This is a genomic window from Acinetobacter sp. EKM10A, assembly GCF_011075215.1.
Classification (GTDB): domain Bacteria; phylum Pseudomonadota; class Gammaproteobacteria; order Pseudomonadales; family Moraxellaceae; genus Acinetobacter; species Acinetobacter baumannii.
In genome coordinates this window covers 70,152-88,927 of the sequence record NZ_JAALLK010000001.1, presented here as the reverse complement: position 1 = coordinate 88,927, position 18,776 = coordinate 70,152, and the positions used below count along the sequence as shown (strand labels likewise).

Below are 18,776 nucleotides of genomic sequence, written 5' to 3'. Positions count from 1 at the left end.
CCTAGCTTTATACCGCGCCGTTTATCTTTATTTATTCGCTTACTGATTTCAGCAGGCTTTTCTCTTTGAGGAAATATCATGTCGCAGCGATCCCGAGTGCTGCCTGGGTTTGGTCTATCATTGGGCTTCACCCTCGCTTACGTTTCTTTTATTGTGCTTATTCCATTAGCCGCAGTCTTTATCAAATCATTTGGAATCAGATGGGACGGACTATGGGAAATTTTAACCTCTGAGCGTATTTTAAAATCGCTTCAACTCAGCTTTAGTTCAGCCTTAATTGCGGCGTTTATTAATGTTGTTTTTGGGCTACTTTTAGCTTGGTGCCTTGTCCGTTATAACTTTCCCGGAAAGCGTCTGGTTGATGCCTTAGTGGACTTACCTTTTGCACTTCCAACAGCGGTTGCAGGCATTGCGTTGACCTCACTCTATGCGCCTACAGGCTGGATCGGTCAATATTTAGAACCACTTGGTATTCAGGTTGCATATACCCCCATCGGGATTACGCTAGCTTTAGTGTTTATCGGTATTCCTTTTATTGTTCGAACCGTTCAACCGGTATTAAGTGATATTGAAACTGAACTTGAAGAGGCAGCTTCCGCACTCGGTGCAAATCGTTGGCAGACCATTACTAAAATTATTTTACCAATATTACTCCCCGCCCTATTTACAGGCTTTGCTTTAGCGTTTGCTCGCGGTGTAGGTGAATATGGTTCTGTAATTTTCATTGCAGGTAACCAGCCGTTTAAAACTGAAATTGCTCCGCTTATGATCATTTCTCGCCTAGAAGAATATGACTATGCAGGTGCCACGACTATTGCAGCAGTGATGTTGGTTCTCTCTTTCATTATTTTATTTGTCATTAACTTACTTCAAGCATGGGCAAACCGTCGTACAGGGAGAAATGTCACATGAACCTACATACCGACAGCAATGCACTTGCCTTGAAATTGCAATCTCGTGACGCGACACGTGAACCAACTTGGGTACGTTATACGCTCATTACAATTGCACTGATTTTTTTCCTTAGCTGCCTCATGCTGCCACTTATTCTGGTTTTTGTTGAAGCATTTAAACAAGGCCTTGAAGTCTATGTTCAAGCTTTAATTGATCCAGATACGTTATCAGCAGTGAAATTAACACTATTGACCGCAGCAATTGCCGTTCCGATTAATGTGATATTTGGTGTTGCCGCTGCATGGGCTGTTTCCAAATTTCAGTTTAAAGGTAAAGCAATTTTAACCACCATTATTGATATGCCTTTTTCGGTCTCACCTGTTATTGCAGGTTTAATGATTGTACTGATTTTCGGTGCTCAAGGCTGGTTAGGCGGTTGGCTCATGGAACATGACATCAAGATTCTATATGCCGTACCTGCCATTGTTTTAGCGACCATCTTTATTACAGTTCCATTTGTGGCGCGTGAGTTAATTCCACTTATGGAAGCGCAAGGAACTGAAGAAGAGGAAGCAGCGATTGTACTCGGTGCATCAGGTTGGCAAACCTTTTGGAAAGTCACACTCCCTAACATTAAATGGGGTCTGATTTACGGCGTGATTTTGTGTAATGCCCGTGCAATGGGTGAGTTTGGGGCGGTATCAGTAGTTTCCGGCCACATCCGTGGTGAGACCAATACCCTGCCTCTACATGTCGAAATTTTATATAACGAGTACACCTTTAGCGCAGCTTTTGCGGTGTCCTCACTTCTTGCTTTCTTGGCACTATTAACACTGATTTTAAAAACCTGGTTAGAACTACATCAAGACAAACCAGAACCGCATTCAACTGATTCGTAAGGAATGAAATCATGAGTATTCAAGTTAAAAATATTGAAAAACACTTTGGTGCATTCCATGCGCTTAAAAATATTTCACTCGATTTCCCAGAAGGTGAACTGGTTGCCTTACTCGGCCCATCTGGCTGCGGTAAAACGACGCTACTTCGTATTATTGCGGGTTTAGAGTCAGCAGATGGCGGTCAAGTCTTACTAGAAGGCGAAGATGCAACCAATGTACATGTCCGTGAACGTCAGGTCGGTTTTGTTTTTCAGCACTATGCTTTATTCCGTCATATGACCGTATTTGACAATATTGCCTTTGGTTTACGTGTCCGTCCTCGTGCCACACGCCCATCGGAAGCCGAAATTAAAAAACGAGTGACTCGTCTGCTTGATCTGGTTCAACTGGGCTTTTTAGCAGACCGTTATCCAGCCCAGCTTTCTGGTGGTCAACGCCAACGTATTGCCTTAGCTCGTGCACTTGCCGTAGAACCTCGTGTGTTATTGCTTGATGAACCATTTGGTGCACTAGATGCTAAGGTTCGTAAAGAATTACGCCGCTGGTTACGTAACTTGCATGATGAGCTGCATATCACTTCAATTTTCGTAACCCATGACCAGGAAGAGGCACTTGAAGTAGCAGACCAAATTATTGTGATGAATAAAGGTAACGTCGAACAAATCGGTTCTCCACGTGAAGTTTACGAAAAACCTGCAACACCATTTGTATTTGATTTCTTGGGTCAAGCAAATCGTTTTGAAGGTGAACATGCAAGCGGTATTATCCGTATTGGCAATGATCGTATCGAATTACCGACCACAGTTCAGGCACCGCAAGGAAAAGTAATTGCTTTTGCCCGTCCGGATGAGTTACATATTCATGCGCAACCACAGGCAAATACAATTGAAGCAACTTTTGTACGTGAAGTCTGGATTGCTGGAAAAGTAGTGGCGGAATTACAAGATCGTAATGGACGTTTAATTGAGATTGCTCTGAGCAGTGAAGCTGCAAAACAACATGCATTTAAACCAAATCAAACTGTTTGGGTAAGTGCATCTCAACTTCACCTATTTGCAGATCAAGTTGCTTAAGGAATTATTTGGTGAGGAGCCATCTCGCGGTATTTAAAGCCGTTCCTCACCTCTTTTGAGGAAAAGTGTAAATGAACTTTCAACAATTAAGAATTATCCGAGAAACAGTACGCCAAAACTTTAATTTAACGGAAGCATCTGCCGCGTTATACACCTCTCAATCAGGTGTAAGTAAACATATTAAAGATTTAGAAGATGAATTAGGCGTACAACTTTTCGTCCGTAAAGGTAAACGTCTGCTGGGTTTAACTGAACCCGGTCAATCACTCCTTAGCATTGTAGAACGCATGCTTGTAGATGCTGAAAATATTAAACGTCTTGCCGATGACTTTAATAAAGTGGACGAAGGTACTTTAACGATTGCAACAACACATACTCAAGCACGTTATGTATTACCACCAATCGTCAATCAATTTAAGAAACTATTTCCAAAAGTTCATTTGATTTTGCAACAAGCAAGCCCTGTCGAAATTGCAGAAATGCTTTTACAAGGTGAAGCTGATATTGGTATCGCGACAGAGTCTTTAACAACTGAAGAAAATTTAGCAAGCATTCCGTACTATCAATGGCAGCACAGCATTATTACTCCTCAAGATCACCCACTTACACAGCTCGATAAAATTGATCTTGATGCTTTATCTGAATACCCACTAATTACTTATCACGGCGGTTTTACAGGTCGTTCAAAGATCGATAAAGCATTTGAAGATGCACAAATTGATGCCGATATTGTAATGTCTGCTCTTGATGCCGATGTTATCAAAACTTACGTTGAACTCGGCATGGGCGTCGGAATTGTCAATGATGTCGCTTACGATGCAGAGCGTGACTATCGTTTAAAACAAATTAAAACTGATATCTTTGGTGTCAACACCACATGGATTGCTGTTCGCAAAGGCCATTTATTACGTGGTTATGGTTATGAGTTTATTTCTTTATGCTCACCTGATGCTGACATTAAAGCATTGAAAAAAATTGCCTATCCAGATGAATAAAGTTTAAGAACAAAATAAAAGAGCTACTTATGTAGCTCTTTTATTTTTAGATATAAAAAAACGAGCCGAAGCTCGTTTTTTTACTATTTATTACCAGTAGAAGTTTACACCAACTTTACCAACTGGCATCCATTCGTATTTATTATCGTTACGAATTTCATTTGCTTCTTTATCAACCGCATCCTGAGCAGATGTTGGGTTACCAGTTACAGGAGCAAGATTATACTGAGTTAACTCAACTTTTGGATTACCAGTATAGTAAGCACCTACTTCACCAAATACACCCCAGTTTTTGCTAATCTTTGGAGCAAAACCAAAACCTAAATATGGAGCGATGTCATTTTTGTAAGACATTTTACCTCTTACACCGCCCTCTTGACCAGGAACTGCTTGTTGATAGTTTTTACCATCAATTGATAAGGTATCACCATTACCAATACGTTTAGCAAGGTCATAATCATTATCTAAGTAAGCCGCACCTGCAGCTATATATAGGCCTTGAGCCCATGGATTTGTGCTGGCACCCCAAGGACGAATTTCAGCATTTAGATAGACATTGTTATTATCCATGTCTAAATCATACTTAGTGCCATTTACTGAAACATCATCTGTCCAAGAAATGTCACCGCCGTTATAACCCAATGCTAAACCTACATATGGGTTTGCTTGCCATAACAAAGCACCACCGTAACCTGTAGTACCTACTTCAGCACGAGCGCCTACTGGAATTAATTGGTTTTTATCGAATGCATAGCTGTCATGAACAACAGCTTCATCCGCCATTGCAGCACCAGCAGCAAGTAAAGCTGTAGTTGTCACTAAAACACGTAATACTTTCATCGTTTTCTCCTTAAGAAAAGGCTCTGTTTTTAATTTATTCAGCTTGTGACAAAAATTATATTCAAGAGCATAGATTCTTTTTTATACAAAAACTGCTAGATTTCTGTTATTTTTTGATACAAATTGAGTTAAATTTTTATTTTCAAATCATTTTTGTGTAAAAAACACTTGATTATCTAATAAGCTTATTTTGATTTAACTCATTTATACCTCAATTAAACGTAACACGTTTTTTCAAAGATTCTTGTCACAAATTAGTGTAAAATCTTTAAAATTTTTTATGGAAGGAAGATCATGTCTCAGCTTTCTACGATCATTGAGCAAGCATTTGAAGACCGCGCAAATTTCACTGCAGCAGATTGCCCAAGCGAAATTCGCCAAGCTGTTGAAGAAGCAATTGCTGGTTTAGATAACGGTACACTTCGAGTTGCAGAAAAAATCAATGGTGAATGGGTTGTTCATCAATGGTTAAAAAAAGCTGTTTTATTATCATTTAAACTTAATGACAATAAACCAATCGAGTCATGTGATCTTCGTTTCTACGACAAAGTTGAAACTAAATTCTCTGGTTGGACTGAAGAGCAATTTAAAGCTGCGGGTGTTCGTGTTGTTCCTCCTGCTGTTGCTCGTCGTGGTAGTTTCCAAGCTAAAAATGTGGTGTTAATGCCATCTTATGTCAACATTGGTGCTTACGTAGATGAAGGCACAATGGTTGATACATGGGCAACTGTAGGTTCATGTGCTCAAATCGGTAAAAACGTTCACTTATCAGGTGGTGTTGGTATCGGTGGTGTTTTAGAACCATTACAAGCTAACCCAACCATTATTGAAGACAACTGCTTTATCGGCGCACGTTCTGAAATCGTTGAAGGTGTTATTGTCGAAGAAGGCTCTGTTATTTCTATGGGTGTTTATATCGGTCAATCTACACGTATTTATGATCGTGAGACTGGTGAAATCCATTACGGCCGTGTTCCTGCTGGCTCAGTTGTTGTACCAGGTAACTTACCGTCAGCTGATGGTAAATACAGCTTATACGCTGCAATTATCGTGAAAAAAGTTGATGCACAAACACGTGCAAAAACAAGTTTGAACGATTTGTTACGCGCTGACTAATTTCAGTTTGATCAAACATCTCTACGATCAACACTGATCGTAGAGATTTTATTTTTTATATAGTGTGGTATTTCTAGAATGGCTTCCTTACGTTCCTCTGCAATTCCTGTCTCTGACCCTGCGTCCGGTCTACGCATTACCGAGATTTTTTACTCCTTGCAGGGTGAAGCAAATGCCTCTGGCCTACCGACTGTATTTATTCGTCTCACAGGTTGCCCTTTACGTTGTAGTTATTGCGACACCACTTATTCTTTTGAAGGTGGCGAACGCTTATCACTTGAGCACATTATTGAAACGGCTGAAAAATATCAAACGCCTTATATTTGTGTAACAGGCGGTGAACCCCTAGCACAACCCAATTGCTTAATTTTATTACAACGTTTATGTGACGCTGGTTTTGACGTTTCCCTAGAAACCAGTGGCGCTCTTGATGTATCAAGAGTGGATCCGCGTGTTTCAAAAGTCCTCGACTTAAAGACTCCAACTTCTGGTGAAGAACACCGTAATCTCATCAGTAATCTTGACCATTTAACACCGCGTGACCAAATCAAATTTGTGATTTGTAATCGTGAAGACTATGAATGGTCAAAACAACAAGTTGAACAATATCAACTGCAAACCAAAGTCAGTACTGTCTGGTTCTCCCCTGCTTTTGCAGTTGAAAAAGGTGCTGTTGGCCTGCCACGTTTAGCACGTGATCTGGCACAGTGGATACTGGACGACAAACTGCCTGTACGTTTCCAGCTTCAGTTACATAAACTGCTCTGGAACGATGAATCAGGTCGCTAATCGTTCAATAAAATAAATCATTCCGAATATGGAGAAAAATATGCGCCCTCGTGCCATTGTTTTACTTTCAGGCGGCTTAGACTCAACCACTTGCCTAGCTTGGGCACAAGCGCGCTATGAATGTATTGCTATTAGTTTTATGTATGGTCAACGCTCAACCACTGAACTTGATGCCGCAAAAGCATTAGCTCAGCGTGCAGGTGTCGAACACCGTGTAATTAATATCGATTTAGCCAATTTAGGCGGGTCTGCACTTACAGATCATAACATTGCTGTACCAGAACAATTACAAGAAGGTATTCCTGTAACTTATGTACCAGCACGTAACACAATTTTCCTCTCTTATGCCTTAGCAGCAGCAGAAGTTTTCAATGCTGAAGCGATTGTTATTGGCATCAATGCCGTTGATTATTCAGGATATCCTGACTGTCGCCCAGAATTTATTGATGCTTTTGCCAATATGGCTCGTTTAGCAACTAAAGCTGGCGTAGAAGGAAAACCTCTTAAATTTGAAACACCCCTGTTACATTTATCCAAAGCGAATATTATACGTTTAGGGATTGAACATGGCGTAGACTATAGTCAAACGGTATCTTGCTACCAAGCAGATGCTCAAGGACGTGCGTGTGGTAAATGTGACAGTTGCCGTTTGCGTAAAGAAGGCTTTATCGATGCTGGTGTTACCGATCCAACACGCTATATACCGCAATAAGTAGGTAAAATTTATGAAGTTGTTAAAATCAAATCTTATTCTTTCATCTTTATTCTCAGCAGCTGCACTTATGGCTGGTTCAGCTCAAGCAGCTGAAAACCCAGTTCAAGCAGCATATAAAAGCACTAACGTTAAAGGTGCATTAATCAACGTTTGTAAAGACCAAACTGCAAAAGGCGGTAAATTAAGTTCAGCTGAAGTAAGCAAATTCTGTAGCTGCCAAGTTGAAGCGCAAGGTAAAGTGACTGAAGCACAAAAATGGGAAATTCAAAGCGCAATCAATGCGAAGAAAAGCCCAAGCTCTTTAGCTTTTGTACAACAGCAAAACCGTGACCTTAAAGCATGTTTCGGTCCTCAGTTAACAACTAAGCTTGAGAAATTAACTGAAGAAGCAATGAAAGCAGCTCAACAACAAGCTCCTAAAAAATAAGCTTTTGTTGCTCCAAATTAAGCCTGCATTTATGCAGGCTTTTTTATAGCTCTGTTAAAATGACACCGATCTCTTCATTCGAAATAAGTCATGCAAGACCAATGGAAAACTAACGCACATAACAGACCGTCAATTGTCTCCTTTAGTGGAGGTAAAGACAGCTCTCTTGCACTTTATCATGCCATGCAAACCGGTAACGTAATTGGTTTAATCGTTATGCTAGAAGAGCAAGGACAACGCTCCCGTTCACATGCTATGCCACTTGATATTATCCGGGCGCAAGCTCAAACAATTGGCTTACCTGTATTTATGGCATCATCTAGCTGGAATGACTATGAAAATAAATTCATCAACTTACTAAATGAAGCCAAACAAAAAGGTGCTGAGGTACTGGTTACAGGTGATTTAGATATGCCGGAACATGGTTGTTGGCATGATCGTGTTACTCAAACAGTGGGCCTTAAATTAGGAATGCCGCTCTGGCTACGGCCCCATCGTGAAGTTGTTGAAGAATTTATTCAACTTGGATTTCAGAGTGTAGTTGTGACTGTAAACCTTAAACTCGGGATGAAGGTGGAAGATTTAGGTCAAGTGTTATCGTTAGAATATATACAGGAACTTGAAAACCGTGGAATTGATCCATGTGGAGAAGGCGGTGAATTTCATACCACTGTGATTGATGGTCCAATTTTTAACAAAGCTATTCCTGTAAGAAAGCTCGATATTGTTTATCATGAAGAATATGCTTTTTTACCACTTGAATTAGATCAAATTTAACTTTTAAAGGATAAGAAATGTCTGAGAATATTCAACTGCCAAATCAGGTTTTCCCAACCACACACGGCGAAGTTAATTTGGCTGAAGTCGATAATGAATGGCTGATTATTTACTTCTACCCTAAAGACTCAACGCCAGGCTGTACAACACAAGCTGTCGGCTTTTCTTGTTTAAAAGATCAATTTGATGTTTTAGGTGCTCGTATTTTTGGAGTATCACGCGACTCGGTAAAAGCCCACCAAAACTTTACAGAAAAGCAGGCACTAACAATCGATTTAATTAGTGACAAAGAAGAAGTACTTTGCAAACACTTTGATGTGATTAAAGAAAAGAATATGTATGGGAAAAAAGTAATGGGGATCGAACGCTCTACTTTTATTTTCCATAATAAAACCTTAGTTAAAAGTTACCGTAAGGTAAAAGCGGCCGGCCATGCTGAACAGGTTTTAGAAGATTTAAAAGCATTACAAACAGCTTAATAAGCTTGAGTAACAAAAAAGCGAGTTGAATACTCGCTTTTTTACACGCACATAAATTACTCAGCCATTTTAATTTGGCGTATGATAAAAATATTAAAATAACTCGAACTCAGGCATTGCTATGAATCTACTAAAAGTTTGTACTTTATTGCCTTGTAGCCTTGTTATTGCTGCCTGCTCCGTTAATTCATCAAGCACTCCTCCTACACTGAGCTCTTCTACACCACAAGTTCAAAAATCATCGATAGAAATAAACTGCCAAGATTTACAAAATCCTGCTTACCGACAAGCTGTGCTTAATGCAATTAATGAAATTCGACAACATCCTCGTCAATGTGGTCAGCAGTATTTTTCTGCAGCTAAACCTTTAAGCTGGAATAATAATTTATATCAAGGTGCAAGTGCTCATTCTAAAGATATGGCAAATAACAACTTTCTTGGGCATGTTGGCTCAACAGGTTTAGATTTAAGAGCGAGATTGAAAAAATATCATATGCTGAGTAAAGCCAATGGTGAGAATGTCGCGAGTGGACAAAAAACTTTAAATGAGGTCATGGCTAAATGGATCGCCAGTCCTCTGCATTGCAGTAATATTATGAACCCTAGATATACCGAATATGCCATTGCATGTGCTTCTGACCAGTCTGCTAAACAAAAAAGCTATTGGACACAACAATTTGCAGGTTTTTAAAGTAGACTCAAAAAAGCATCAAAAAATTCAATCTACTTTTAAAAACCAGAGATTCTTTAGTTAGATCGACTCATTCTTTATGAGACGACACGGTTTCCTCAATATTTGAATGGTCTGCCTGTAAAAACTTTTGCTGTAGCTGTAAATATAACGGTGTATTTTGGAATTCTTCCAAAAATTGAATGGTGCCTTTGGGAAATGCATCCGTTTTAATTTTGCCCTGATAGTAGGCTTCACGCATTGGAGTGGCAGAAATCGAATCTTTCAAGCTATCAAGTTCGACCATCACCCATTCTGGAAATAGCCGTAAATAATAAGATGACTCATCCTTGAAATGGCCAATCAAACCAACTTTTGAGTTCGGTTCTATTACACCATTTACTAATGATTTAACCTGTTTTACCCACTTCTCATCATTATAAACATCAACCACATGTACAAAACGAATGCGCTTTTGCTCATCTAATGAAAAATTAGATAAAATCATTTGTTCTCGTTCAATTGCAAGAAACGGATTTTTTATATTACGTTCCATTTGGGCAGAACCTAAAGCCAAAATCACATAGCGACTTTGTTGCAGTGCAATTTCAATCGTTTGCATATGTGCCAAATGAAATGGCTGAAAACGACCTATAAAAACGAGATAGTCAAATGTATACATAATTAGTTTTTCACTTTTTATGAACTCACCAGTTACGCTCATTACAAAAAATATGCGCCATAATGAGAACCTAAAAATCAACAACGTGGTTTAAAGCAAGGATAGTACGATGACACTTAGCTGTATTCAACAACCTCATCAACATTTACAAGCAAATTTAGAAGGTGGCGTACTCACCTTAGCCATAAATCGCCCAGAAGCAAAAAATGCATTATATGGCGAACTTTACTTATGGATTGCCAAAGCACTTGATGAAGCCGACCAAAATAAAGATGTACGAGTAATCGTTCTACGTGGTGCCGAACATGACTTTACCGCTGGTAATGACATGAAAGATTTTATGGGTTTTGTACAAAATCCGAATGCTGGTCCAGCAGGTCAAGTTCCTCCATTTGTACTCCTTAAATCTGCTGCCAGATTATCGAAGCCGCTTATTATTGCAGTAAAAGGCGTGGCAATTGGTATTGGTGTTACGATTTTATTACAGGCAGACCTCGTTTTTGCCGACAATACGGCCCTCTTTCAAATTCCTTTTGTTAGCCTTGGGCTTTCTCCTGAAGGTGGTGCAAGTCAATTATTGGTTAAACAAGCTGGTTATCACAAAGCAGCTGAACTACTGTTTACTGCCAAAAAGTTCAATGCAGAAACTGCTGTACAAGCTGGTTTAGTTAATGAAATCGTTGAAGATGCTTATGCCACTGCTCAGGCAACTGCCCAACACTTAACAGCTTTACCGCTTGCTTCATTAAAACAAACCAAAGCATTAATGAAACATGATTTAGATCAGATTATTGAATGTATTGACCATGAAGCAGAAATCTTTATGCAACGCGTTCAATCACCAGAAATGCTAGAAGCTGTGCAAGCATTTATGCAAAAACGTAAACCAGACTTTTCACAGTTTAATTAAAAATCAACTTCTATGATTTGAATAAACTCAAAGGCAGGCTCTTCGTAAGGATGGCTTGCCTTTAATGCTTTTGCCACTGCACTTGCCTTTTCTTCAAGCACAATCGTTTCAACACGCCATTCATCAACTTGTTCAAGTTCACCTAGCTCTCCTATATAAGGGTCAGCTCCTTTAACTGGCTTGAATTGCCCTATTCCTTTAACTTGCCAAGCACATTGTTCATAGTTCCCAATCCCACCTGCTCCGGCCGCAAATATAGACTGTTTAGTCGACTCAAGATGTGACTCAGGTACGTAATAAATCAGCTTTAACATGAATAGAAGGACTCAAAACTAGTAAATTTGCTTTAAATCATACCCTTTAAGAAGACTCCGAATCAAAGTCAGCTCATCATTGCTAAATAATTTGCTCCAATAAAAAGTATTTGTATGGCAAGCGCCAAGCCAAATAAGCGCCAACCTTTATCTCTTGTGTACATCGTTCTTATGTGATTTTTGTTTTTCATCATTTTGATCTCCGATTTTTATCGTTGTTACAGAGAAAGCAAAAATTGAACCAACAGCAATCCAAGCATAAGGGGTTAAATACACTTATGTCTATACTCTTATAGATTTTCTTAAAGTACTTAAAAAACGTATTTTCTTACCTTTACTTTAAGTTTGAAGAAAATTTTTCTAATTCAGTGAGCTATCATTATTCTGGATCATTTTAAACATTCGATTTCTTTAAATATCTGTTCTCATATACTGTCATCATAAATGCTAAACCACATAAAATGACAAAACCGCAAGTCATTGGAATTAGTGTGCTGTTATATAATTGCCCAATAATAGAGGCAAGAATAAGCGACAATACGGACGAAGCTGCACCAATAATAGCTGATGCCATACCAGCTACATGTCCCATAGGTTCCATTGCAATCGCGTTTAAATTACCAAATAAAGTTCCAAATAATAAAAATAAAATACAGGCATAAAGCATAAACATCCAAAATGCTACAGTCACACCTATAAGTTGAATCCCTAAGAAAATTAATGAAATTAAGCACAGACCGAGAAAGCCATAAATACAGATTGGACGCATACCAAACTTCATGACAATTTTAGAATTGGTAAATGAAGCAATGCCCATCACACCAGCAAGCACAGCAAAATAAGCACTAAACTCTTGCCCTGTTTTACCAAACTGCTGCATAAAAATTTGCTGAGAAGTACCTAAGTAACCAATAAATCCACCAAAGCAAAAGCCTGCACATAATAAATAGCTCATGGTGGTTTTATTACTTACAACTTCTTTGAACCCATCTTGAAATGCTTGTAACCGCATAGGTAAACGATTTTCAGGAAGTAACGTCTCTTCTAATCGTAAAGCGACCCACGCTCCAACGACAGTTGCATAGATCATGTATAAAACAAAAATATCACGCCAACCAAAGAAGTGAATAATGAGTTGTCCCAGACTTGGTGCAATCGCTGGAGCGACCATAAATACCATCATGATTAAGGACATAATACGGGCCATCTGAGCACCGCTGTATTTATCTCGCACAATGGAAATTGAGGCGACATAAGGACCTGAAACCCCAATACCCTGAATAAAGCGACCTACTAAAAACCATTCAAAACTTTGTGTGGTAAAGCACAATAAACTTCCCAAAAAGTAGATGATAATACCGGTAAATAAAATACGTTTTCGTCCAATCGCATCGGAAAGTGGTCCTGCAATCAACTGCCCTATTGTCATGCCGGAGAAAATACCAATAATGACCCACTGGGTCTGATTATTATTCTTTAATTCAAAAACTCGTCCAACCTCACCTAAAGCAGGCAACACCGCATCTATCGAAAAAGACACGATAGACATGAGTAATGCCATCAACAGTGCAAACTCACGGAAATGGATTTTTGACTTCATTTTTCTTCTCTACTATTTATTCTATTCACATTGTACTACATACAAATAAGCCACCTTACGGTGGCTTATTTCAATTTTTATATTAACCAATAAACTTACGTGCGTTACGGAACATACGTAACCAAGCACCGTCTTCAGTCCACTCTTCTGGTTTCCAAGAATGCTGGATAGCACGGAAAGTACGCTCAGGGTGCGGCATCATAATCGTTGCACGACCATCTTTAGACGTTACGCCCGTAATCGCTTCCGGTGAACCATTTGGGTTCAATGGATAATGTTGAGTCGGGTTACCATGGCTGTCAACATAACGCAATGCAACCTGATTCGCTGCATTTAAGCTTGCAATATCAGCTTCGCTAGCAACTGCACGGCCTTCACCATGTGCTACAGCAATCGGTAAAATTGAACCTTCCATACCATCAAGTAATACAGAAACTGATTTTTCAACACGAACGTTTACGCTACGTGCTTCAAAAACTTCTGACATATTGCGGTGGAAACGTGGCCAGTGTTCAGCACCCGGAATAAGCGGTGCTAATTGTGACAACATTTGGCAACCATTACAGATACCTAAGCTAAACGTACCTTCACGATGGAAGAATTGTTCAAACTGATCACGTAGTTTTGCATTGAACAGAACTGATTTTGCCCAGCCACCGCCTGCACCCATTACGTCACCGTAAGAGAAACCGCCACAAGTCACTAAACCTTCGAAATCACTTAGGCTCACACGACCAGCAAGTAAGTCGCTCATGTGTACGTCAATTGTGTTAAAGCCAACTTTATCGAAAGCTGCTGCCATTTCAATATGACCATTTACACCCTGCTCACGCAAGATTGCCATATTCGGACGACGGCTATTAATAAACGGTGCTTCGATAGGTTCATTTAAATCAAATGTAGGTTTAGCAATCAAACCTTGATGTGATTTATCAGTAATTAAAGCAAATTCTTGGTCAGCAGTTTCAACGTTATCACGTAAACGTTGGATCTGATGAGATACTTCAGACCAAGCTTGTTGTAACTCTGCACGCTCTAAAGTTAAGCCATTTACAGATAATTGATCAGTATTATTTACGCGACCAACTACAGCAATTGCATCTTTTAAGCTAGAAGCAGCTACTTCTGCTTGTAAAGCTTCCCAATCAGCTGCTTTGATTTGAACTACTGCACCAATTTCTTCTGCAAATAAACCAGCAGTAGTCTGATCTTCTAATGCTACACCTAAACGCGAAGCGAACATCATTTCAGCTACAGTTGCGAGTAAACCACCATCACCGATGTCATGGTAAGCCTGAATCAAGCCACGGTTATTCCAGTCTTGAATTAAAGCAAAGAACGCTTTGAAATCATCAAAACTATCAACATCTGGAGTGACTGAACCAATTGCTTTATATACTTGCGCAAGAATCGAACCACCTAAACGGAATTGTCCTTTAGATAAATCAATACGGACAAGTACTGAGTCTTCTAAATTCTTAAGTTCAGGTGTTAAAGTCTTACGAACATCAGCTACTGGAGCAAATGCAGTAATTACGCCAGTCATTGGAGATGTTACGGCTTTATCTTCACCGTTGTCGTTCCAAGTGGTACGCATTGAAAGTGAATCTTTACCTACAGGAATCGCAATTCCCAAAGCAGGACACATTTCCATACCAATTGCTTTCACACCTTCAAACAATGCTTGGTCTTCACCTTTTTGACCAGCAGCAGCCATCCAGTTTGCAGAAAGTTTGATATCGCTAATTTGTTCAATGTTTGCACATGCAATATTGGTAATTGCTTCAGCAACTGCCAAGCGAGCAGACGCTGCTGGATTTAACAATGCAACTGGTGGACGTTCACCCATTGCCATTGCTTCACCAGTGAAGCCTTGTAGGCTTGTAGTCGTTACTGCTGCATCTGCAACAGGAATCTGCCAACGACCAACCATTTGGTCACGTGCAACCATACCTGTAATTGAACGGTCACCAATGGTGATCAAGAATGATTTAGACGCAACTGTAGGATTTTTCAATACACGGAAAATCGCATCTTTCAAATCAACTTTTGAAGCATCGAATTCGTTACCTTTACGTTCAATTGTTTCATAAGAACGTTGCATACGCGGTGTACCACCAAGCATCACTTGCATTGGGATATCAACTGCGTTGTTTTGGAACAATGGATCTTCAACAGTTAAGTGACGAGCTTCAGTTGCTTCACCTAACACGGCAAATGGACAACGTTCACGAGCACAGATTGATTCGAACTGTTCTAAAGACTCTGGACGAATTGCAAGAACATAACGCTCTTGTGCTTCATTTGACCAGATTTCCATTGGGCTCATGCCCGGCTCTAATGAAGGAATCTTACGAAGGTTAAGAACTGCACCTAACTCATGATCGTTTACAAGCTCAGGCATTGCATTTGATAAACCACCAGCTCCTACGTCATGAATAGACACGATTGGGTTGAAGTCTTCTAAACGCCAGCAAGTATCAATCACTTCTTGACAACGGCGTTCCATTTCTGGGTTTTCACGTTGTACAGATGCGAAATCAAGGCTTTCACCCATTGTGCCGCTGTCTACAGAAGAGGCTGCGCCACCACCAAGACCGATTAACATCGCAGGGCCACCCAATACAATGAGCAAGTCACCCGGTTGAATCGCATCTTTTTCTACATGGTCAGGACGAATGTTACCGTAACCACCCGCGATCATGATTGGCTTATGGAAGCCCTTCACTTCACCATTTACGTTTTGTTCGAAAGTACGGAAATAACCATTTAATGCAGGGCGACCAAATTCATTGTTAAATGCCGCGCCACCTAATGGACCTTCAATCATAATTTGTAATGGCGATGCCATACGTGAAGGTTTACCGTAGTTTTCTTCCCAAGGTTGTTCAAAACCAGGAATATTTAAGTTAGAAACTGTAAAGCCTGTTAAACCTGCTTTCGGTTTACCACCACGACCAGTTGCACCTTCATCACGGATTTCACCGCCTGAACCTGTTGCTGCACCAGCAAATGGTGAAATTGCCGTTGGGTGGTTGTGAGTTTCAACCTTCATTAAAATGTGAGCAGCTTGGCTCTTATATTTGTAAACAAAATGACCGTTTTCATCTGCTTTCGGATAAAAACGCATCGTGTCATAACCAACAATTACAGATGCGTTATCTTTATATGCCGATAACACGTCAGTTGGAGATTCTTTATAAGTGTTTTTAATCATTTGGAACAATGATAATGGTTGTTTTTCACCATCAATTGTCCATTCAGAACCGAAGATTTTATGACGACAGTGTTCAGAGTTTGCTTGTGCAAACATCATCAACTCGATGTCATTTGGGTTACGACCAAGTCGAGTAAATGCTTCAGTTAAATAATCAATTTCTTGTTCAGATAACGCAAAACCAAATTCGTTGTTGGCTTTTACTAATGCTTCTTTACCTTGACCTAAAATATCAATTGAATTTAAAGGTTTTGGTGCTGTTTCTGAAAACAGTGCTTTTGCATCTTCAATTTGTGCAAAAACAGTTTCAGTCATACGGTCATGAAGTACTTGTTTTACTTCATTAGAAATTTCAGAAACACCTTTTAAGGTAAATAAAAGACCACATTCTAAACGGTGAACTGGAGTATTACAGTTTTTGAAAATGTCAGTCGCTTTAGATGACCAAGGTGAAATCGTACCCACACGTGGTGTTACTAAAATCTGAATCTCATCACTTGCAGGTTGACGAAGTTCAAAAGACTCACCGTCATTTAATAATTGCAAAGCAGATTGATGTTGCTGCTCGTTGAGCGCTTGATCAAACAAATAGACCCATTGGCTGTCAAAAGATTGAACAGAACTAATTGACGATAAACGTGTTAATAGTTGAGCTTTCTTAAAAGAAGAATGTGCTGCTGCACCGGCCACGATAAACATGTTGATTTTGGCTCCACGGGCAGGTCTTGTGAACCTTACCGCAATGTGACTTTAGAGAGAGCGCATATTCTACTGTGTCTTGCTAAAATCAGCTAGATGTAGAATCAGTATTCTGTAACCTAATTCTGCAAGAAGTGATGTGTTTTTTGTTCAAAATCATTTTTTTAATCATTCTCGCTCAAAATAAATTGTTTCATGTTTATTCAATAACATAATAAAACCTGAACTAAGACAAACTATGTCGCACCAAGCTAGTGCTTTTAGCATTTTTTTGGCATGATCAAGCTTTATAGTTTTGAATAATGATAAATGGAACAAATGCGTTGGTTAGAACTGCTGTCTGCAGTTCGTTTAGGTAGTAAAAAAAGCAGTACAGAGCTGGCTCGAAGCCCATTTCATAAAGATTATGACCGCATTATATTTTCACAAAGTTTTCGTCAGTTAAACCGCAAGACTCAAGTTCATCCTTTAGCACAGCATGATGGCATTCATACCCGTTTAACTCACTCGCTTGAAGTTTCCTGTATTGGCCGTTCCATGGGCATGCTAGCAGCCGAAAAAATTAAAGATGAATTGCCTGTCTGGATTTCTCCTGCCGATGTCGGCGCAATTATTCAAGCGGCCTGCCTTGCTCATGACATTGGCAACCCACCCTTCGGGCATGCAGGTGAATATGCAATTCGTGAATGGTTTGACGATGCCTCACATAATGATTTTTTAAAAAAGTTAACTCCCGAAGAAGAAGCCGATGTCCGTCAGTTTGAAGGCAACGCCCAAGGATTACGCCTATTAACCCGTATTGACTATCATCCAGATGATGGAGGCATGCGTTTAACTTACGCAACCTTAGGCGCTTATTTAAAATATCCTTGGCTTTCAAAAACAATAGCTTCTCAAGGTGATCGTCCATCACACCAACGAGCGAAATTTGGTTGTTATCAATCTGAAAAAGAAATTTTAAAACAAATTGCTGAGCAGCTCGGACTTATTCAATTAGGTGAATATCACTACTGCCGTCATCCACTTACCTATTTGTTAGAAGCTGCCGATGATATTTGCTATGCTCTCATCGATTTAGAAGATGGCATTATTCTAAATATGCTGAATTACCAAGAGGTTGAACCGATTTTTCTCAACTTGATTGCAGATTATGGTCAACCTGAAGAACTATCACTTCCAAGCAGTACATGGCAACAAAAAATTTCGGCATTGCGTGGTCGTGTTATGAAGCGTCTGGTTGATGAAGTCACTACAGCTTTTGCCAAACATCATTATGAAATTATTACTGGTCAGCTCAAAGGTAGTCTTTTACAGTACTGTTCGCCTGATATTGCGGCAGGTATTGAAACAGCCAAAAATCTGGCACGTGAAAAAATCTTTGAACACCCACAAAAGTCTGGTTTAGAAATTATTGCTCACCAAAGTTTGCAAACTATTCTTGATGCATTTGTTCCCTTAACGATGCCGCATAAATCTTTAAGCTTTAAAGAACAACGCTTGATGTCTATTCTTAATTTGTACGGTGCTCGCTTTAGTAATAACCACTACAGCAATATCATGCAGGTACTCGATATTATCAGTAAGTTTTCAGATCATCAGGCTTATAGCTTGGCTCAAGAGCTACAAGGTAATAAAATCGGCTTGTTTTAAGCTGCCTTAATATAGAAAGAAATACAGCTA

Annotated in this window: 19 protein-coding genes; 13 read left to right on the top strand and 6 right to left on the bottom strand. The window is 39.6% G+C overall.

Translation table 11 applies throughout. The annotated features are described in order from the left end of the window. Positions 1-78 precede the first annotated feature (78 nt). From cysT to G9371_RS00410, 4 genes are all read left to right on the top strand, one after another. Complete coding sequence (gene cysT / locus G9371_RS00425) at positions 79-912, top strand: sulfate ABC transporter permease subunit CysT (protein WP_029423963.1); 834 nt, start codon at positions 79-81, stop codon at positions 910-912. Then, on the top strand, positions 909-1,793 hold the full coding sequence (gene cysW, locus G9371_RS00420) for a sulfate ABC transporter permease subunit CysW (protein ID WP_001048807.1): 885 nt from the start codon (positions 909-911) through the stop codon (positions 1,791-1,793). Before cysT ends, cysW begins: the two co-directional genes overlap by 4 nt. Before the next feature lie 11 nt (positions 1,794-1,804). Further along, positions 1,805-2,866 carry a sulfate/molybdate ABC transporter ATP-binding protein gene (locus G9371_RS00415; protein ID WP_000027499.1) on the top strand — a complete coding sequence of 354 codons (1,062 nt, stop codon included), beginning with the start codon at positions 1,805-1,807 and terminating at the stop codon, positions 2,864-2,866. 71 nt (positions 2,867-2,937) lie between these two features. Further along, positions 2,938-3,861 (top strand): CysB family HTH-type transcriptional regulator, encoded by a 924-nt coding sequence (locus tag G9371_RS00410; protein ID WP_001011052.1) that lies wholly within the window; start codon positions 2,938-2,940, stop codon positions 3,859-3,861. A gap of 90 nt (positions 3,862-3,951) precedes the next feature. Here the strand turns inward: G9371_RS00410 and carO are convergent, their stop codons facing one another. Beyond that, complete coding sequence (gene carO, locus G9371_RS00405; RefSeq protein ID WP_000866529.1) at positions 3,952-4,701, bottom strand: ornithine uptake porin CarO type 1; 750 nt, start codon at positions 4,699-4,701, stop codon at positions 3,952-3,954. A 294-nt stretch (positions 4,702-4,995) separates the two neighbouring features. Between carO and dapD the strand changes: the two genes are divergently transcribed. The 7 genes from dapD to G9371_RS00370 all read left to right on the top strand — a co-directional run bounded on the left by dapD (position 4,996) and on the right by G9371_RS00370 (position 9,695). Continuing rightward, positions 4,996-5,817 carry a 2,3,4,5-tetrahydropyridine-2,6-dicarboxylate N-succinyltransferase gene (dapD, locus tag G9371_RS00400; RefSeq protein ID WP_000080867.1) on the top strand — a complete coding sequence of 274 codons (822 nt, stop codon included), beginning with the start codon at positions 4,996-4,998 and terminating at the stop codon, positions 5,815-5,817. Positions 5,818-5,895: 78 nt separating this feature from the next. Further along, positions 5,896-6,606 carry a 7-carboxy-7-deazaguanine synthase QueE gene (gene queE, locus G9371_RS00395; RefSeq protein ID WP_000157724.1) on the top strand — a complete coding sequence of 237 codons (711 nt, stop codon included), beginning with the start codon at positions 5,896-5,898 and terminating at the stop codon, positions 6,604-6,606. Between the two features lie 40 nt (positions 6,607-6,646). Next, positions 6,647-7,318 (top strand): 7-cyano-7-deazaguanine synthase QueC, encoded by a 672-nt coding sequence (gene queC / locus G9371_RS00390; protein WP_001247780.1) that lies wholly within the window; start codon positions 6,647-6,649, stop codon positions 7,316-7,318. A gap of 13 nt (positions 7,319-7,331) precedes the next feature. Continuing rightward, on the top strand, positions 7,332-7,748 hold the full coding sequence (locus G9371_RS00385) for a hypothetical protein (protein ID WP_000771345.1): 417 nt from the start codon (positions 7,332-7,334) through the stop codon (positions 7,746-7,748). A 90-nt stretch (positions 7,749-7,838) separates the two neighbouring features. Continuing rightward, the gene (locus G9371_RS00380) at positions 7,839-8,525 is read left to right on the top strand and encodes a diphthine--ammonia ligase (protein ID WP_029423964.1); all 687 of its coding nucleotides are present in this window, start codon (positions 7,839-7,841) and stop codon (positions 8,523-8,525) included. A gap of 17 nt (positions 8,526-8,542) precedes the next feature. Then, positions 8,543-9,004, top strand: coding sequence for a peroxiredoxin (locus tag G9371_RS00375; RefSeq protein WP_001293534.1), 462 nt, complete (start codon positions 8,543-8,545; stop codon positions 9,002-9,004). A gap of 121 nt (positions 9,005-9,125) precedes the next feature. Then, positions 9,126-9,695: a CAP domain-containing protein gene (locus G9371_RS00370; protein ID WP_001050697.1), complete on the top strand. Its 570-nt coding sequence runs from the start codon at positions 9,126-9,128 to the stop codon at positions 9,693-9,695. A 70-nt stretch (positions 9,696-9,765) separates the two neighbouring features. On the opposite strand, the gene G9371_RS00365 is transcribed toward G9371_RS00370, so the two are convergent. Continuing rightward, the gene (locus tag G9371_RS00365; RefSeq protein ID WP_001991184.1) at positions 9,766-10,356 is read right to left on the bottom strand and encodes a nicotinate-nicotinamide nucleotide adenylyltransferase; all 591 of its coding nucleotides are present in this window, start codon (positions 10,354-10,356) and stop codon (positions 9,766-9,768) included. 109 nt (positions 10,357-10,465) lie between these two features. Between G9371_RS00365 and G9371_RS00360 the strand changes: the two genes are divergently transcribed. Next, a complete protein-coding gene (locus G9371_RS00360; RefSeq protein WP_000175547.1) occupies positions 10,466-11,266 on the top strand; it encodes an enoyl-CoA hydratase-related protein in 801 nt (266 codons plus the stop codon). On the opposite strand, the gene G9371_RS00355 is transcribed toward G9371_RS00360, so the two are convergent. From G9371_RS00355 to purL, 4 genes are all read right to left on the bottom strand, one after another. Beyond that, positions 11,263-11,580, bottom strand: coding sequence for an NIF3 1 (locus G9371_RS00355; protein WP_000916029.1), 318 nt, complete (start codon positions 11,578-11,580; stop codon positions 11,263-11,265). The genes G9371_RS00360 and G9371_RS00355 overlap by 4 nt on opposite strands. Before the next feature lie 68 nt (positions 11,581-11,648). Next, positions 11,649-11,774 (bottom strand): KGW motif small protein, encoded by a 126-nt coding sequence (locus G9371_RS19320; protein WP_000977276.1) that lies wholly within the window; start codon positions 11,772-11,774, stop codon positions 11,649-11,651. A gap of 200 nt (positions 11,775-11,974) precedes the next feature. Further along, complete coding sequence (locus G9371_RS00350; RefSeq protein ID WP_029423965.1) at positions 11,975-13,180, bottom strand: multidrug effflux MFS transporter; 1,206 nt, start codon at positions 13,178-13,180, stop codon at positions 11,975-11,977. 82 nt (positions 13,181-13,262) lie between these two features. Then, complete coding sequence (purL, locus tag G9371_RS00345) at positions 13,263-17,096, bottom strand: phosphoribosylformylglycinamidine synthase (RefSeq protein ID WP_029423966.1); 3,834 nt, start codon at positions 17,094-17,096, stop codon at positions 13,263-13,265. A 309-nt stretch (positions 17,097-17,405) separates the two neighbouring features. Between purL and G9371_RS00340 the strand changes: the two genes are divergently transcribed. Then, entirely contained in the window at positions 17,406-18,746 is a 1,341-nt protein-coding gene (locus tag G9371_RS00340) for a deoxyguanosinetriphosphate triphosphohydrolase (protein WP_000437078.1), read from the top strand. Positions 18,747-18,776: the final 30 nt, after the last annotated feature.

Coding starts and splice junctions, on each gene's coding strand:
- cysT (WP_029423963.1), top strand. CDS start 79: ATGTCGCAGCGATCCCGAGTGCTGCCTGGGTTTGGTCTATCATTGGGC.
- cysW (WP_001048807.1), top strand. CDS start 909: ATGAACCTACATACCGACAGCAATGCACTTGCCTTGAAATTGCAATCT.
- G9371_RS00415 (WP_000027499.1), top strand. CDS start 1,805: ATGAGTATTCAAGTTAAAAATATTGAAAAACACTTTGGTGCATTCCAT.
- G9371_RS00410 (WP_001011052.1), top strand. CDS start 2,938: ATGAACTTTCAACAATTAAGAATTATCCGAGAAACAGTACGCCAAAAC.
- carO (WP_000866529.1), bottom strand. CDS start 4,701: ATGAAAGTATTACGTGTTTTAGTGACAACTACAGCTTTACTTGCTGCT.
- dapD (WP_000080867.1), top strand. CDS start 4,996: ATGTCTCAGCTTTCTACGATCATTGAGCAAGCATTTGAAGACCGCGCA.
- queE (WP_000157724.1), top strand. CDS start 5,896: ATGGCTTCCTTACGTTCCTCTGCAATTCCTGTCTCTGACCCTGCGTCC.
- queC (WP_001247780.1), top strand. CDS start 6,647: ATGCGCCCTCGTGCCATTGTTTTACTTTCAGGCGGCTTAGACTCAACC.
- G9371_RS00385 (WP_000771345.1), top strand. CDS start 7,332: ATGAAGTTGTTAAAATCAAATCTTATTCTTTCATCTTTATTCTCAGCA.
- G9371_RS00380 (WP_029423964.1), top strand. CDS start 7,839: ATGCAAGACCAATGGAAAACTAACGCACATAACAGACCGTCAATTGTC.
- G9371_RS00375 (WP_001293534.1), top strand. CDS start 8,543: ATGTCTGAGAATATTCAACTGCCAAATCAGGTTTTCCCAACCACACAC.
- G9371_RS00370 (WP_001050697.1), top strand. CDS start 9,126: ATGAATCTACTAAAAGTTTGTACTTTATTGCCTTGTAGCCTTGTTATT.
- G9371_RS00365 (WP_001991184.1), bottom strand. CDS start 10,356: ATGTATACATTTGACTATCTCGTTTTTATAGGTCGTTTTCAGCCATTT.
- G9371_RS00360 (WP_000175547.1), top strand. CDS start 10,466: ATGACACTTAGCTGTATTCAACAACCTCATCAACATTTACAAGCAAAT.
- G9371_RS00355 (WP_000916029.1), bottom strand. CDS start 11,580: ATGTTAAAGCTGATTTATTACGTACCTGAGTCACATCTTGAGTCGACT.
- G9371_RS19320 (WP_000977276.1), bottom strand. CDS start 11,774: ATGATGAAAAACAAAAATCACATAAGAACGATGTACACAAGAGATAAA.
- G9371_RS00350 (WP_029423965.1), bottom strand. CDS start 13,180: ATGAAGTCAAAAATCCATTTCCGTGAGTTTGCACTGTTGATGGCATTA.
- purL (WP_029423966.1), bottom strand. CDS start 17,096: ATGTTTATCGTGGCCGGTGCAGCAGCACATTCTTCTTTTAAGAAAGCT.
- G9371_RS00340 (WP_000437078.1), top strand. CDS start 17,406: ATGGAACAAATGCGTTGGTTAGAACTGCTGTCTGCAGTTCGTTTAGGT.